This is a genomic window from Pseudoalteromonas sp. MMG005 (assembly GCF_018101015.1).
GTDB classification, from domain to species: domain Bacteria; phylum Pseudomonadota; class Gammaproteobacteria; order Enterobacterales; family Alteromonadaceae; genus Pseudoalteromonas; species Pseudoalteromonas aurantia.
Genome location: NZ_JAGJEK010000010.1, coordinates 22,991 through 38,354 on the forward strand (window position 1 = coordinate 22,991; position 15,364 = coordinate 38,354).

Below are 15,364 nucleotides of genomic sequence, written 5' to 3' on the forward strand. Positions count from 1 at the left end.
CCTATGAGATATTTGATATTTATCCTAATTACATTAATATCCTCGAGCCTTTTCCCTTCCAATATACTGGCATCTGAAGTCACGCGATTATCTCCTTCAGAAGGCTTATCTCAAAGTTATGTTAATACTTTAGTTATTGATAATAAGGGATATTTATGGCTATCTACCGAAGGTGGTCTAAACCGTTATGACGGTTATCAAGTCTTACGCGTTAAAGGGCCTCAAGGAGAGCTTGAGGAGGTGATGATTGATCGTATTTATCAAGATCCATTAAATAGGATTTGGATAGCCTCTCGTAGATTAGGCCTTTACAGCTATGATCCCGAGCATGATAAATATCAAAAATATTTGGAAGTCGCACAGTCGCAAGAAGAGATGCTTGAGCAGTCGGTGAATCAAATGCTGTCCAAAAGTGACACGCAATTATGGTTAGGGCGCGGAGATAACGTTGCATTGCTCGACATTTCTACCGGTAAGGTGTCTATTGAGGTTCATTTGCCAATAGATAAGCAATCTGGGCATGTTAGAAAACTGTTACGCAAGAATGAATATTTGTTTATTGCAACCTCAGAAGGCGCGTTCGTTTATCATTTAGACTCAAAAAGACTGAAAAGAATAACCCATGTTGATACACCTGAGCACAATTTACAATTACATACTAAATCATTTGCGCTGCAAGGGGAGAATACTTTATTAATTGGCGCTGTAAATGGGTTATATCAAGTTGATATTAGTCAATTGGGTGATCTAACAGACGAAAATTATCAATGGGAAAATCAGCATTTAATCAAAGAGTTAAATATTTGGAAAATTGTGGTTAAACCAAATTCATTATTGCTAGGCACTGATAAAGGTTTGATGCACTTTAATACCATAGATGGTGTATTGACAAGGGATGAGCGGATCTCAAAAAGCCGTTATACGTTGACCGATAATAGTATCATTGATTTTCTTGAAGACAAGTACGGAGCATTGTGGGTTGCAACTAAGCGAGATGGTGCTTTTTACATTCCCAAGCGAAAAACACATTTTCATAATGTAAACAATGGTTCAGTAAAAGGTACTGGGTTTTCTCATTCAACGGTGTGGTCTTTGTTAGAATACAAAGGAGTAATATGGGCGAGCACCAATGACGGATTAACCAGTTATGATTTAAGCACAAATGAAACAAAAACTTATTTAAAAGGGTATATGGGGGAGGCTGTGATGCCTGAATTCTCTATATCAAGGTCTTATTTATATAAAGATAAAATTTGGCTAGAATCGAGCCGAGGTTTATTTGTATTCGATCCGAATACGTATGAAGTCAGTCGTCCTCAAGTGCAAACCGCAGCCCACCAAAAAGTGATTGAAGACTATTTATATGGCATGTTACTAATGCCTAATGGGAGGTTGTACTTTATTCACCCTAGTGAAGGTTTTTATTATTATGATATTGATAATAAAGAACTTAAACAACTTGAAGGTGACATTGCAGCGCGCAACCCATTTTTATCCTATGCGTTTCTAGCCCCTTTACCAGATGAACCGTCATATCCGCTTTATTACTCCGGTGGGGTATTATATCGCTTGAATCCAGAGACATCTGAGTTAACAGAAATATACGCAGTGCCAGATGCTAACGAAAACTTACCAGTGTCATTACTCACTTACACCGTCGATAAAAACAACGTGCTTTGGTTGGCTTTTTCTAATTTTGGTCTGGTGGGTTTATCGCTTGATGGGTTTGAAGTGATCCACACAATTGATCTAAAAAAGCTTAATCTTGGTACTCCTATGTACGGTATGCACCAAGACAGAGCGGATATGATTTGGATGTCTTCTCACAAAGGGATTTGGCGGTTAGACCCAGATAATTTGCATTTGCAGCAGTTTACGACGAAGGATGGCCTTTTTACTAATGAGTTTAATGGCGGATCATCAATCAAGTTATCAGATGGTCGAGTTGTATATGGCTCATTGAAGGGCTTTACTATTTTTAGTCCAAGAGAAAACCGCCCTAAGCAACCTTTATTATCACGCATAAATATTACCTCAGTAGAGCTCATGTCACGAAAGTTGCATTCATATGGCTTGAAAACGTTTGGGGATATAGTGTTAAACCATGATGATATTGGTTTGGAGGTGGCTTTTTCAGCCATGGTCTTCAATTATCAACAAAGTATTGTGTATGAATATCAAATATCAGGGAGTCAGAAAATCTTAACTCGAGGTAATAATCGAGTGACGTTCCCTAAACTTAATCCAGGTAATTACCAGCTGAAAGTGTGGGCCAAAGACCCTTTAACTGGTGATTACACTCAACCCGCGAAATTGAACATTCGTGTGAGGTATCCGATGTGGCGCTCTCCTATTGCTTTAGCCATATACTTGATGCTTGTTTTGTTTATTTTTGGCCTTTGGCTTTATCGAAAAAGCCGAATTGAGCAAATGATTATTGCTGCCCATAAAGAAACTCAAAACAGTGAGGCACGTTTAAAACTTGCGCTAGAAAGTAGCGGCTCTGGCGTTTGGGATTGGCACCTGCACAGCCAACTAATTTACCAACCGAGGCTGTTTTCTGAATTGGAATACGCACAGAATAATATTTGTTTGGATGATTATTTACAACTTATCCATCCCAACGATAGAGCTATTTTTAGATTAGAGTGGCTTGAATTTGTTTCCACAAATAAAGGTGTATTTGACTGTACTTATCGTTTAAAGCATGCGAAGGGACATTGGCGCTGGTATAAAGATTTTGGCAAAGTAATGGCGTGGCAAGAAGGCACCCCAGAACGAGTTACGGGTACCTATACCAACTTGACACGTGAACGTATGTTTGAAGAGCGCGCTAGGCTATTTGGTGCGGCGTTTGAGAAAACGCGAGATTGGGTGTTTATACTAGATAAAAATTTACGCATTCAAGCGTGCAACACAGCATTACAGCAAGCCTTTAATATTGAAGCAGAGCCAAAGTCGAGTACGAATTTACACTTGGGGTTAAATCGTCAGACGAGAATGCGTTATTTACGACGCATGACCGATTTAAAAATGGGTGAGCATATAAGTGCTGAAGATCAACTGATTTTAGCAAATAGTCAAATTTGCCATGTTTTGATCAAGATAAGTGCGGTAGAAGGTGTGAATGGAGAACTGCATAACTATGTGGTCGTTTTAACTGACATTTCTTCACAAAAACGAACGGAGCAAGAATTATATCAACTTGCAAACTATGACACCTTGACGGGGTTACCGAATAAAGCGTTATTTATTGACAGAACAGAGCATGCAATAGAGCAAATGTATGGTACGCAACCAGTGGCTGTACTGGCTATTAAGTTTAAGCGTTTACAACATTATCAGGATAGCTATGATAGCGATTTTTATGATGTACTTATTAAGCAATTGGCAAATACCTTAAAGTGCTGTTTTCGAGATCACGATAGTCTGGCTATTGGAGTGAGCCAAGAATTTTACGTATTAATGGAACAAATAGAGGATATATCGCAAATTACCCGCTATATCAACTGTCTGATGAACCGTTTTGAACCTCCTGTTAAAGTACTAGAACATAGTTGTAATATACAGTTAAGTATTGGCGTGGCTATGTATCCTGAAGATGCCCTAAATGCGTTTACATTAAGTGACCGAGCAAAAATAGCGTTAAACCACGCAATGAAACATTATGGTAATCACTATCAGTTTTATCAAACTGAGCTAAACCTGCAGGTGCAAAAAGGCATTGAAATAAGCAAAATGCTTGAGCTGGCGAATCAACGGAATGAGTTTTGCAACTTGTACCAACCTATTATCAATGGTACGAGTAAAGTCATTGATGGATTTGAGGTGATGTTACACTGGCCTACAGATGCCCTTTACCGGCGAGATGAATTGACCGATGCAGCAGAGCAATCAGGGTTAATTAGTGAGTTGATGTTACAAACCTTAGAGCGTGCATTAATTGAATTGAAACAGTGGCATTTGTTCGCTCCGCAATTATATATTTCAGTGAACCTATCACCTTTAGATTTTCAATACCCAGAATTAATAAGCAAAATAGGGGATACGTTAAAAAGAACGCAAGTTGATGGGAAGCATGTGGTCTTTGAGATTTCAGAGCCTGTGATGATGACTGATATTCCTCACGCGTTGGAACGAATGTACCAGTTGAAGGTATTAGGGTGTCGATTGTTTATGGATGATTTTGGTACAAGTTATGCCTCATTAACGTATTTGAAAAAGTTACCGGTTGATGTGCTTAAAATTGATAAGGGCTTTATTCAAGACATAGGTGTAGATAATGAACACGAAGTGATCATTCATTCTATTTTGTCACTGGCACATAGCTTAGGTATTCAATGCATTGCTGATGGTATAGAAAATAAAACCCAGATGAAATTTTTACGCTTACTTGGTTGTGATTATTTTCAAGGCTCACATTTTAGTGAGCCAATACTGGGAGAGAAAATCGCAGATTTACTTACTTTGACTTGGCAACATCGCTTTTAGAGTTTGTTGCCACAGTGGCGACAGTATGTCGCGTAAGCGCGTTGACTACTCATGAGTTTTATTGCTTGGCTGGCTTCACTTGGGCTGAGCCCAAGCTCTACTCTCAAGCTTTCTAAATGTTGTCGCTCTTGTTCATCTAAGACGCCATCATGTAGGCTGTGTAAAACCGCTTCATTAAATGCATCTCTGCGCTTTCTGAGTTGTTCAGCAAAACTTGACGCTAATAAGCCTGTGGGGATGGCGACCATTCCCATACTTAATAATGTAATTACACCACCAAAAAAGCGACCAATAGGCGTTATTGGTACGACATCTCCATAGCCAACGGTAGTGAGAGTTGCCATTGCCCACCACATAGAATCAGGGATTGAACCAAATTTATCAGGTTGTACGTCATGCTCTAATAAATAAATGCCGCACGATGCCATTATTAATACCACAGACATGATAAAAAATGCGGCGAGTAAGCTACTACCTTCCTCTTTAAATGCGGCAAGTAATAATTGCATTGCTCTTGAGTAGCGAGTGAGCTTAAAAATACGGAAGAGCCGAATTACCCTTAAAAAGCGTAGGTCAAAACTAATGAACATCATTAAAATAGTGGGTAAAATAGCCATTAAGTCAATCAATGCGAGCGGAGAGAAAATGTATGCTAGCCGCTTCTTTAAGTTTGAGGCGCTAAGTTGTTTAGCATCAATATTATCGACACAAGACCATAACCTCAGTAAATACTCAATGCTAAAAATACCCACAGATATGACTTCAAGTAGTAAAAAATAGTGATAATACTGTGCCGTGAGCTCTGGTACCGACTCTAAAACAATAGCGACCACATTGATCATGATAAGCGCTATTAAAAAAAAATCTAAATATCCCCCCATTTTTTGATAGGGGCGGCGACCTGCAAGCAGCGCAGCCACTTTTTCTCTGTATGTTGTCATCATAGTTTGCTGATTTCTAATCGCATGTCTACTGTACCCTCAGAAAAATCACGAGTGACCGTAAAGCCTAATTTTTTTGAGAGCTCAATCATACCTATGTTTTCTGGTAATGTAATACCTACAACCATTTCAACACCGATGGATTGGCAGTGTTTTATCACCGCTTGCATAAGAACTCTGCCAAGCCCAAGTCCTTGACAATCAGACCTAACGATAACTGAAAATTCAGCATTGTGGTTATCTGGATCCATCAATACTCTCGAAACGCCCAGTGTTCTATATGTGCTTTTATAGGGCTGAGAAACTATAAAGGCCATTTCGCGATCATAGTCAATTTGTGTCATCTTCGCGAGTTGTTCATGGTTAAACTGCGGTAACTCCCCAAAAAACCGTTTATACCTATCCTCTTTCGTGAGGGATTGATCAAATTCTTGGTGTGTGCGCTCATCTTCAGGTTTTATCGGTCTGAGGATTGCATGGGTATTGTTTGTAAGTGTGATTTGGGTGACAAGCTCCTTTGGGTAAGGGCGAATTGCCAGCCTTTTTTTGCCGAGCTTAGGCTGGTATGGTCGTAGTGTGATATCAGCATCCAAGACAAGAAATTGGCCAGAACTGGCCAAAATGGGATTTAGTTCAATACTGTGAATGTCAGGTTGATCAACAACCAGCTGCGAGACTCGGGTTAATAGCGCACATAGGCGATATTTATCAACTTTATCGGGTAATGTGCGCTCTTTTAATACCCCTTTATCGTGAGCCGCAGCGATTAGATATTTGGCTAAATTCATGTTTAATGGGGGAAGTGCAACGGCTGCTTGGGAAAACTCGAGCCCAGTACCCGCTTCTCCTAGCAAAATAACGGGGCCAAAGTTTGGCTCTGTTTTAACGGCAATTCTTAGCTCTTGAACACCAGCTCTGGGTGCCATCCTTTGTAAGGAGAACCCCTCGATTTCGGCATGTGGATATGTTTCTTTGATGCGTAGCAGCATTGCAAAAGCGGTTTGCTCTACCTCATGCGCATCATTTAAGTTTAACACTACGCCACCGACTTCAGATTTTGAAGGGATCGAGGCACTGATCAATTTAAGTGCAATTGGAAAGCCTAACTCTTGAGCTTGCTCTTTTGCGTCACTGGGTGTGAGCGCTATGAGAGTTTCAATGCAGTGTACCCCGTAATGACTGAGAATTTGACTTGCTAAATGGGTTGATAGGTGTGAAAAACCTTGAGAGATGAAATGTTCAACCTCTAGTTTGGCAGCTTGACTGTCGATTTGATCATCATCGCTGGTGGACTCAGGAGTTTGTGTTAAGTGTTTTTGGTTACGACGATAACTAACTAAGTGCATAAATGCACCCACGGCACCTTCGGGTGTCCGATAAGTTGGAATAGCGTGTTCTGCGCATACATATCGTGCTTCGTATGCCGCCTCTTCACCCATAAAATTTGTTATGACATATGGTCGAGCCATTTTATGTATCTTATCGAGTGTCGTGGCAATTATTTCTGCGTAATCTTCACTAGGCGCTAAAGCTGAAGGCGTGTGTATTATGAGTAGGTTTTTTACTTCAGGTGCTTTGAGCAAAATATCTAACGCTTTTTGATAACGCTGCGGTGATGAATCTCCGAAAATATCGACAGGATTTGATGTCATGTCCGATTGTGGGATCACTTTATTGAGTGCATCTCGCGTTTGTTGAGACAGCTGAGTTAGCTTCCCTGAATGTTGTAACAGCGTATCAACGGCCATAATTGCGGGGCCTCCGCCATTGGTGAGTATGGTTAATTGTTCGATTTGTAAGAGCTTGGGATGAAGTGCTAATGTTTGTGTCGCTGCAAAGAGTTCTCGCAAGTCATTCACCCTCAGCATACCCGCGCGCTGAAACATAGCGTCATAGACTGCGTCGTCCGAAGTGCTGCCCCCGGTATGAATGAAAGCGGCTTCTGCACCAGCTTGAGTCCGTCCTGTTTTAATGACGATGACGGGTTTACTAAATGCAGCAGCACGCGCAGCAGATATAAACCGTCTGACATCTTCGATATTGTCGATGTATAAGAGAATTGCTTTGGTTTTAGGATCTCGGCCTAAAAAGTCGAGCAGCTCGTCAAAGTCAATGTCAATGCAATCCCCAACAGAGACAAAGTAAGAGAATCCAATACGCTTGTTTCTGGCCCAATCTAAAATCGTTGAACACACTGCGGCTGATTGTGAAACAAACGCGAGTCTACCTGACTGAGCAACAGTATGAGAAAAACTTGCGTTTAACCCCAAATGAGGGATTAGTAAACCAAGGCAGTTAGACCCAAGTAATGTTACATTCGCTGATTTAGCTATGTGCTTTAAAGATATTTTTTGCTGCGTATTTAGGCCGGCTGCTATGATGATCGCGTGTTGACAGCCAAGGCGGCCAAGCTCTCTGATCACTGTATTTAAAGTGGCTTTATTCGTGCAAATAACAGCAAGGCTAGGTACATGTGGTAAGTGTTCAATACTTGGGTAAGCGAGTACTCCATGGACAGCGTCATGCTTGGGACTGACAGGCATAATAGGTCCTTTGAAGCCCCCTTGTAGTAAATTTCTCATGACGATATAACCAGCGCGGCCTGGATTGTTTGAGGCACCAATCACTGCAACTGAACGAGGGGAAAAAAACTGGCTTATGCGTTTCACGCTCATAAAAGAATTCCTTATTATAATTCAAGTTCAGCTTAGGCTCATCGGTTAGGTATCACTCTATCACTTTTTTAGCGACGATCTAGCCTATTAAGGTTAGACTTTGATCTGACAACTTATTTTAGGGGAAAAGTGGCATGCCTGTAGATATGACAAAGCACATCGGCGCTTCGATAGTTCTGGCTTTGGGGGCTATTGTGAGTACGTGGCTGATCATCAATACCATTGCTGATATTAAAGCAATGGAAAGAACGGTTCAGGTGAAAGGGTTAGCCGAGCAGGAAGTGTCAGCGGATACCGTTATTTGGCCTGTATTTTACAAAGATGCAGACAATAATCTAAATGCATTAATGGCGCGTGTTGATGAGAAAAACTCGGCGATTCGCGCATTTCTAGTGCTGCAAGGTTTTGATGATGAAGAGATTAGTGTGTCTGCTCCTTCTATTGTTGATAAATATGCACAAGAATATAACCAGAGTGAACGTGGTTTTCGCTATGTCGCGAAAGCAGGCATGACCGTATTTAGTCATTCGCCAGATAAGGTAAAAACAGCATTTTCTCAGCTAAGTCAGCTCGCAAAGCAGGGCATTGCTATTACCCAGGATGATTATCAAAATAGGGTAGAGTATATGTTTACCCAGCTCAATGATATTAAACCTGAGATGGTGCAGTTGGCGACACAAAAAGCGAGAGAAGTTGCGTTGAAGTTTGCGAAAGACTCAGACTCTCAACTAGGAAAAATTAAATCGGCTCGACAGGGGCAGTTTAGTATTCGTGATAGAGACAGTAATACACCACATATTAAATTGGTACGGGTTGTAACAAGTGTTGAGTATTACTTGGCGGATTAGTCATTTTTTTTGGGGGGGGGACCTTGAGTTTCCACCTAGCCAGTATTTGTTGATAAAGCCCTTTCTTTTTTATGCTTTGCAGTGCTATGGCGAGGCGTTGGCAGATATTATTGGGTATTTGCTTATTGGCTACCAAATGTAAAGCGGAAGGGAAGTGGGTAATATGTAACTTTTTTTCGACTTTGAGGGCACTATACCCAGAATTTTTTAACTCTTTTTCAAGTGTAAGGGTATTTGTCATCACAAAATCAACTCTGCGCTTAAATAACACATGCCATAATTGTTGATAGTGACTGGCAAGAAGAAGATTTTTATCTTCTACAAAGCCTGAACTTTGTAAATATCGCGCACTAGAATACCCTCTAATTGTGCCGACCCTAAATTGTTGTGCATCATTAAGCGTAGAAACATGATGAGGGGAGCCTTTTAAACTAACCAGATAAGCATCAGCGAAATAAAGTTGTCCAAGCCAAGTAAATTGTGATGCGCGAGAGGAGGTTTTAAGTAGGGACATCATTAATGCTAAGGGGTTGCTTTGTAACTCATGATAAGCCCGAGCCATCGGCATAATTTCAAACTTTCCCTGTAATTGCGCTTCATGTAAGACGGCTTTAGTGATGTCAACGAGCGCGCCAGCAGCATTACCATTTTTATCGGAAAAGTGGTAAGGAGGTAAATCTTCAGCAACAAATACGAGTGGTTGCGCATAGCTGAGCTTTACCTCGAGAAAAAGCAAGGAAATGAAAATATAAAGAGTACTGCGCATACACCTACCTCCTCAATATTGATTTTTGATTGTAGGGAATTTAATCGTGAAGGGATAGAGGTAATTCTATTTTAATTTAAAGTTCTTATGTATTAGTTGTTTACTTGATTTTAATGCAAGTGTTATGGCTTTTTTTTAAGCCATTTATTCATTACTTTGTCGTATGCTTGAGTTATCTTGGTGTTGTTACAGGTATAAGGTAAACTTTGCCATTGCGTGGTTAACCCTGAGTCTGCAACGCGATTGTTAACGTCACCAGTAAATACTTTATAGCACGTATTATTATGCTGGTATTCAGTAAACGTGTGGTTCATTGCGATGACTTTTGGTTGTTTATTTAGCGTATTTAGGGTGTGTGCGATGATGCGTTTATTTTTTCGGTTGTGTGGACTCGAAGAAAGAGGAGTCGTATGCGCCAGACCTTGAGCTTTAACGTGTTGTAGAAATTTACGTGGATTAATATCAAATTTTGTTGTTGGCATCTTTGTGGTTTTTGGGGAATGAGGCTGGGAGTCTGATACTGGCTTGAGCGATGTCGGTATGGGACGTGTTTTATTCGGATCTGGTGTGAGGCTTTTTTTGATTGGCGCTAACGGTTCTAAGTTAAGCTTTTTTTGATAAAGTTTATTGTTAGTCTCTATAACTAAATAAGTTTTTAGCGCAGGGGTTATCGAATGGGGAATCGTAATGTGGTTTTGTGAATTGAATAAGTATAAAACGGCAATGTGTAATACAGCAGAGTAAAGCACTGTTTTTATAGTAAGTTGCACGTAGAAACCCCAATATCAAAAGTGACGTTATGACAAATAGGTATCTAGAAAGTTCCTTTTAGACAAAGGGCTTTACTCATAACCTACACCAGTCATAGTTGTGAACCTTGAATAAACAGCCTTTGCTATGGTCGATAAAGTATCGATGCTGAATTTCTATGTTAAGGCGTTAACCACTATTCGCTATGGTTGCTTGTCATATAGTGATCTTTGATTTGCTCAAGTAGGGAGATTTCCCTAATAAGTGATAGGCCTTGCTTTTGACTGTTTGCGAGGGTTTTTTTGTTGTGCTCGATTGCCGTATTTATATCAACCCATATTGGAGACATACCGTTAGCGGTTTCATAGTCTTCCATTTTCGGTGTATCAAAGTGACCGCAAATATCACATATGTAGCAATCTGAAACAATGTGAATCACATTAAAGTCGTTTTTGTACCAAGGTCGATACTCTTCATATCTGCCAAAAGCTTCAATCTGGGTTATTTGCCTCACTCCCGTTTCTTCTTGTAATTCCCTAAGTAGCGCATCTTGGATAGATTCACCAGAGTCAACGCCACCACCAGGCAGGGTGTAGTCGTCATACCTAGCCGTATACAAGAGTAATATTTTATCACCATCGAGCACGATAGCCCGCGTTGTTTGGCGGGTAAATTGGGTCCCTAGCAGAGGCTTTACGGGGGTTGAGTTTAAACTACGCATAAAAAGAGACGGGCCGATGATCACAAAGCCCGTAATTATACGTAAAATGATGCCAGATACAAAACCAAGGAAAAAATAATGTTGTGTTTTTTCCTTGGTCGGGACGTGTAGCGGTTTAAAACGGTGCTGGGTATTGTTTAAATACTTGTGTTATCTCTTCGAGTACTTCACTCGTCAGTGATTGCTCGAACGCGTTTAAGTTTTCCTTGAGTTGTGACATGTTGGTTGCACCGATAATGGTCGAAGTGACACCATCGACTTGGTTACACCATGCCAGCGCCAATTGAGCCGGCGTTAACCCATGGCTTTTCGCGATATCGATATAAAGTTTCGTCGCTTGATTACTATATTTAGTATCTCTAAATAGCCCTTGCCGCTGCATCAAAGTCCATCGACTACCAGCAGGGCGAGCACCATCGATGTATTTCCCTGTCAGCATGCCGGCTGCTAAAGGTGACCATGGTAAATAGGCGATATCTTCGTGAACACAGTTTTCAATGAGATACGGCCAGTCTTTAGCATGTAATAAGCTAAATTCATTCTGAATAGATACTGGCGCAGGTAAGCTGTGTTCACGTGCAAGTCTAAGGTATGTATTTATGCCCCATGTTGTGTCATCTGATAGACCCCAGTGCCTAATTTTTCCGGCTTCAATACAGTGTGCAAGCCCTTGTAAAATATCCAGCATATCGGCAGTTTCTTGCTCAGAATTCACGTTTGAAAAGTTGATTTCACCAGGTTGGTGTTTGGCGAAGTGAGGTGTACTGCGGTTGGGCCAATGTAGTTGGTAAACATCAATGTAGTCTGTATTCAAACGCGCTAATGAATCATCAATGGCTTCGATAATAGACTGGCCAGAGATAGGTGCGCCATTTCTAACCCAGCTGAGCCCAGGGCCTGCGATTTTAGTGGCGATGATGAGTTGGTCACGCTTCTCTTTGTGGCGAGTTAACCAGTTACCAATAATCGCTTCTGTTTTACCATAAGTTTGCGGTGATGGAGGGACAGCATACATCTCAGCAGTATCAATAAAATTTACGCCTCTGCTTAATGCATAGTTAATTTGTTCATCGGCGTCATGTTGATTATTTTGTAAACCCCAAGTCATGCTGCCTAAACAGATGCGAGAGACATTAAGTTGGCTGCGACCTAAACGACTAAATTGCATGCTAACTCCTTGTTGTTATTGAAGTGACTGTGATAAGTCAGAAGAGTTAACATTGTAGTGTAAATAAGAGAATAGGAAAAGTTGCATAAATAGGAAATTTAGGGTCATAATAACTGTATATAAATACAGTTTAGTTTGTGATGCGTAAATTTATACACATTGATATGGATTGCTTTTATGCTGCGGTGGAAATGCGAGACAACCCTGAGCTGGCAAATGTGCCTATGGCTATTGGTGGAAATAGTCATCGAGGTGTCTTGTCAACGGCAAATTACTTAGCAAGAGAGTTTGGTGTTCGTTCTGCTATGTCTAACTATCAGGCAAAGAAACTCTGTCCAAACTTAGTCATTGTGCCGGGGCGAATGCCTGTTTATAAAGAGGCTTCGGTGCAAATTAGAGCGGTGTTTTCAAAATATACAGATTTGATAGAACCGCTGTCGTTAGATGAAGCATATTTAGATGTGACTGACAGTCGGCACTGCGCTGGCAGTGCGACGTTAATTGCTGAAAAAATTCGTGCAGATATTTTTGATGCAACCGGATTAACGGCTTCTGCTGGTGTTGCCCCAATTAAATTTTTAGCCAAAATAGCCAGTGATGAAAATAAACCCAATGGACAGTTTGTGATCACCCCATCAGAGGTGGGCGATTTCATTGATACGCTCGCGCTTAAAAAAATACCTGGTGTTGGTAAGGTGACGCAACAAAAGTTACAAGCGATGGGGTTGGCGTACGGGAAAGATATCAAAGCGTGTGAAGAGCATTTTTTAACTCAGCGTTTTGGTAAATTTGGTGGTGTGTTATGGCGTCGATGTCAGGGGATTGATGAGCGTGGTGTCGAGACCCATAGAGTAAGAAAATCAGTAGGAGTAGAAACCACATTTAGTGAAGATACGAGTGAGTTTGAAATACTAAAAGCACGTTTAGTCAATGATTTATTACCAGAGCTCAATCGTCGGGCTGTTAATCATATTCAAGAGCGGGGTATTGCTAAGTTGGGGGTGAAAGTTAAGTTTTTCGATTTTCAACAAGTCAGCAAAGAGTGTCAATTCGATGTCTTAGATGCCAATGTGTTGTGCAACTTATTGAATGAGTTATTGGCGCGTTATCGACACAAACCCGTCCGGCTTATCGGTATTCAGATTGGGTTATTAGATTCAAAGCACAGCCAACCTCAGCTCGGTTTATTTGATTTAGACTAAAAGATAAGTGCTGTGAGCTGTATTTATGATAACGTAAAGTTAACAAAAAATAATAATTAACAGGAGCCCGCTATGCAATCAATTATGATTGTACTGTTTGGTATTGCCGGAATGATATTTGGATGGTTTGTGTATTCGAAGTTCATTGCTGAAAAAATATTTAAAATGGATGATGGCTTTATCACTCCAGCCCATGAGTTGAACGATGGTGTTGATTATGTGCCAACCAACAAAGTTGTTTTATGGGGGCATCACTTTACGTCTGTGGCAGGGGCTGCACCTATCGTAGGGCCTGCCATAGCAGTGTATTGGGGGTGGGTACCCGCGGTCTTATGGGTTGTTTTAGGCACAATTTTCTTTGCTGGCGTGCATGATATGGGCGCTTTATGGGCAAGCACGCGCCATAAAGGCAAGTCAATGGGCGCACTCTCAGAAACAGTTATTGGTAAACGCACGCGCGCATTATTTATGATCGTCGTATTCTTAGTGCTACTGATGGTAAATGCGGTATTTGGTGTGGTGATCGCGAATTCATTTGTCGCGAACCCAACTGCGGTATTACCTGCTTGGTCTGCCATTATTGTAGCTTTAGTGATTGGCCAATTGTTGAAGCGAAAAATCCCCTTAGTCCCTTTATGTATAGTCGGTGTGGCTATTTTATATGCAACAATTTACATAGGGTCAGGTGCGCCAATTTCGTTGCCAAGTGAGTTGCTCGGACTGACAGACAAAGCCAGCTGGATTGTGATCTTATTTATTTATGCCGCAGTGGCGTCCTTACTACCTGTATGGATGTTATTGCAACCGAGAGATTTTATTAATGGTATGCAACTCTTGGTTGGTTTAGTGCTCTTGTACGGAGCGGTGTTTGTGGTAATGCCAGATATCACGGCGCCGGCGTTTAATACGCAAACCGTTGTTGATACGCCAAGTATCATTCCTTTGTTATTTGTCACGATTGCCTGTGGTGCTGTATCTGGCTTTCACGGCATTGTTTCTTCTGGCACCAGTTCAAAGCAATTAAAAAAAGAGTCCGATGGCCGGTTTGTTGGGTATTTGGGCGCCGTAGGTGAAGGGTGTTTGGCTTTGATCACATTGGTTGCTGTGAGTGGCGTGATGCTTGCTGTATCACCTGAAGAGTGGCATGAGATATATAGCCATTTGGGCGCTGGGAGTGTGTCTGCATTTATTACTGGGGGGTCGAATTTAATCAGTAATGGATGGGGGATTTCAGCTGAAATAGCAGCGACTTTACTCGCTGTGATGGTGGTTTTGTTTGCTGGAACGACGATGGATTCAGGGGTGAGATTGCAGCGTTACATTATCCAAGAGTGGGGGGATATTTATCAGCTGACATTGCTCAAAAATGGTGTAATAGCGACATTTATCGCCGTCGCATGTTGTTTGTTACTCGCTTTTGGTGCTGGTGGGGCGTCAGGTAGCGGTGGAATGATCATTTGGCCATTATTCGGCTCAACCAATCAAATATTAGCCAGCTTAACGTTATTGGTGATTTCTGTATATTTAATTAAGCTGGGTCGACCTGCAAAATTTACTTTGATCCCAATGAGCTTTGTGCTGGTGATGGCTTTTTTTGCTGGGTTAATTAAGCTTGTTGAATATTATGCGCAAGGAAATTGGTTATTGGTGAGTTTAGATATTGTCGTACTCGTTGTGAGCGTGTTAGTGATGTTAGAAGCTTGGTCAGTAATCACTCGGCTTAGGAAAGATAACGCTACGCATAAGCAAACTCAGTGATACAAACGCAATTTGAGGTTTATCGCACAAACTGGTAAACCCCC

Annotated in this window: 10 protein-coding genes; 4 read left to right on the plus strand and 6 right to left on the minus strand. The window is 41.1% G+C overall.

Annotation, left to right across the window (positions count from 1 at the left end; genetic code table 11):
- Positions 1-3 precede the first annotated feature (3 nt).
- Entirely contained in the window at positions 4-4,491 is a 4,488-nt protein-coding gene (locus J8M01_RS09225; RefSeq protein ID WP_211057783.1) for an EAL domain-containing protein, read from the plus strand.
- On the opposite strand, the gene J8M01_RS09230 is transcribed toward J8M01_RS09225, so the two are convergent.
- Entirely contained in the window at positions 4,488-5,432 is a 945-nt protein-coding gene (locus J8M01_RS09230; protein ID WP_210996144.1) for an ion transporter, read from the minus strand. The two genes, J8M01_RS09225 and J8M01_RS09230, sit on opposite strands and share 4 nt — an antisense overlap.
- Positions 5,432-8,107, minus strand: a complete 2,676-nt coding sequence (locus J8M01_RS09235) for a bifunctional acetate--CoA ligase family protein/GNAT family N-acetyltransferase (RefSeq protein WP_211057784.1) — start codon at positions 8,105-8,107, stop codon at positions 5,432-5,434. Before J8M01_RS09235 ends, J8M01_RS09230 begins: the two co-directional genes overlap by 1 nt.
- 134 nt (positions 8,108-8,241) lie before the next feature.
- Here J8M01_RS09235 and J8M01_RS09240 point away from each other — a divergent pair, with 134 nt between their 5' ends.
- Complete coding sequence (locus J8M01_RS09240; RefSeq protein ID WP_211057785.1) at positions 8,242-8,955, plus strand: SIMPL domain-containing protein; 714 nt, start codon at positions 8,242-8,244, stop codon at positions 8,953-8,955.
- Here the strand turns inward: J8M01_RS09240 and J8M01_RS09245 are convergent.
- The 4 genes from J8M01_RS09245 to J8M01_RS09260 form a co-directional block, all read right to left on the minus strand.
- Positions 8,906-9,721, minus strand: coding sequence for a transporter substrate-binding domain-containing protein (locus J8M01_RS09245; RefSeq protein ID WP_211057786.1), 816 nt, complete (start codon positions 9,719-9,721; stop codon positions 8,906-8,908). The two genes, J8M01_RS09240 and J8M01_RS09245, sit on opposite strands and share 50 nt — an antisense overlap.
- Before the next feature lie 122 nt (positions 9,722-9,843).
- Positions 9,844-10,491: a hypothetical protein gene (locus J8M01_RS09250; RefSeq protein WP_211057787.1), complete on the minus strand. Its 648-nt coding sequence runs from the start codon at positions 10,489-10,491 to the stop codon at positions 9,844-9,846.
- 176 nt (positions 10,492-10,667) lie between these two features.
- Positions 10,668-11,192 carry an NUDIX domain-containing protein gene (locus J8M01_RS09255; protein WP_211057788.1) on the minus strand — a complete coding sequence of 175 codons (525 nt, stop codon included), beginning with the start codon at positions 11,190-11,192 and terminating at the stop codon, positions 10,668-10,670.
- 115 nt (positions 11,193-11,307) lie between these two features.
- Positions 11,308-12,360 (minus strand): aldo/keto reductase, encoded by a 1,053-nt coding sequence (locus tag J8M01_RS09260; RefSeq protein WP_211057789.1) that lies wholly within the window; start codon positions 12,358-12,360, stop codon positions 11,308-11,310.
- 140 nt (positions 12,361-12,500) lie between these two features.
- On the opposite strand from J8M01_RS09260, the gene dinB reads away from it, so the two are divergent.
- Together dinB and J8M01_RS09270 are read left to right on the plus strand one after the other, a co-directional pair.
- Positions 12,501-13,562: a DNA polymerase IV gene (gene dinB / locus J8M01_RS09265; protein WP_211057790.1), complete on the plus strand. Its 1,062-nt coding sequence runs from the start codon at positions 12,501-12,503 to the stop codon at positions 13,560-13,562.
- 72 nt (positions 13,563-13,634) lie between these two features.
- On the plus strand, positions 13,635-15,320 hold the full coding sequence (locus J8M01_RS09270) for a carbon starvation protein A (protein WP_211057791.1): 1,686 nt from the start codon (positions 13,635-13,637) through the stop codon (positions 15,318-15,320).
- The last annotated feature ends 44 nt before the right edge of the window (positions 15,321-15,364 follow it).

Coding starts and splice junctions, on each gene's coding strand:
- J8M01_RS09230 (WP_210996144.1), bottom strand. CDS start 5,432: ATGACAACATACAGAGAAAAAGTGGCTGCGCTGCTTGCAGGTCGCCGC.
- J8M01_RS09255 (WP_211057788.1), bottom strand. CDS start 11,192: ATGCGTAGTTTAAACTCAACCCCCGTAAAGCCTCTGCTAGGGACCCAA.
- J8M01_RS09235 (WP_211057784.1), bottom strand. CDS start 8,107: ATGAGCGTGAAACGCATAAGCCAGTTTTTTTCCCCTCGTTCAGTTGCA.
- J8M01_RS09240 (WP_211057785.1), top strand. CDS start 8,242: ATGCCTGTAGATATGACAAAGCACATCGGCGCTTCGATAGTTCTGGCT.
- J8M01_RS09225 (WP_211057783.1), top strand. CDS start 4: ATGAGATATTTGATATTTATCCTAATTACATTAATATCCTCGAGCCTT.
- J8M01_RS09245 (WP_211057786.1), bottom strand. CDS start 9,721: ATGCGCAGTACTCTTTATATTTTCATTTCCTTGCTTTTTCTCGAGGTA.
- J8M01_RS09260 (WP_211057789.1), bottom strand. CDS start 12,360: ATGCAATTTAGTCGTTTAGGTCGCAGCCAACTTAATGTCTCTCGCATC.
- J8M01_RS09270 (WP_211057791.1), top strand. CDS start 13,635: ATGCAATCAATTATGATTGTACTGTTTGGTATTGCCGGAATGATATTT.
- dinB (WP_211057790.1), top strand. CDS start 12,501: ATGCGTAAATTTATACACATTGATATGGATTGCTTTTATGCTGCGGTG.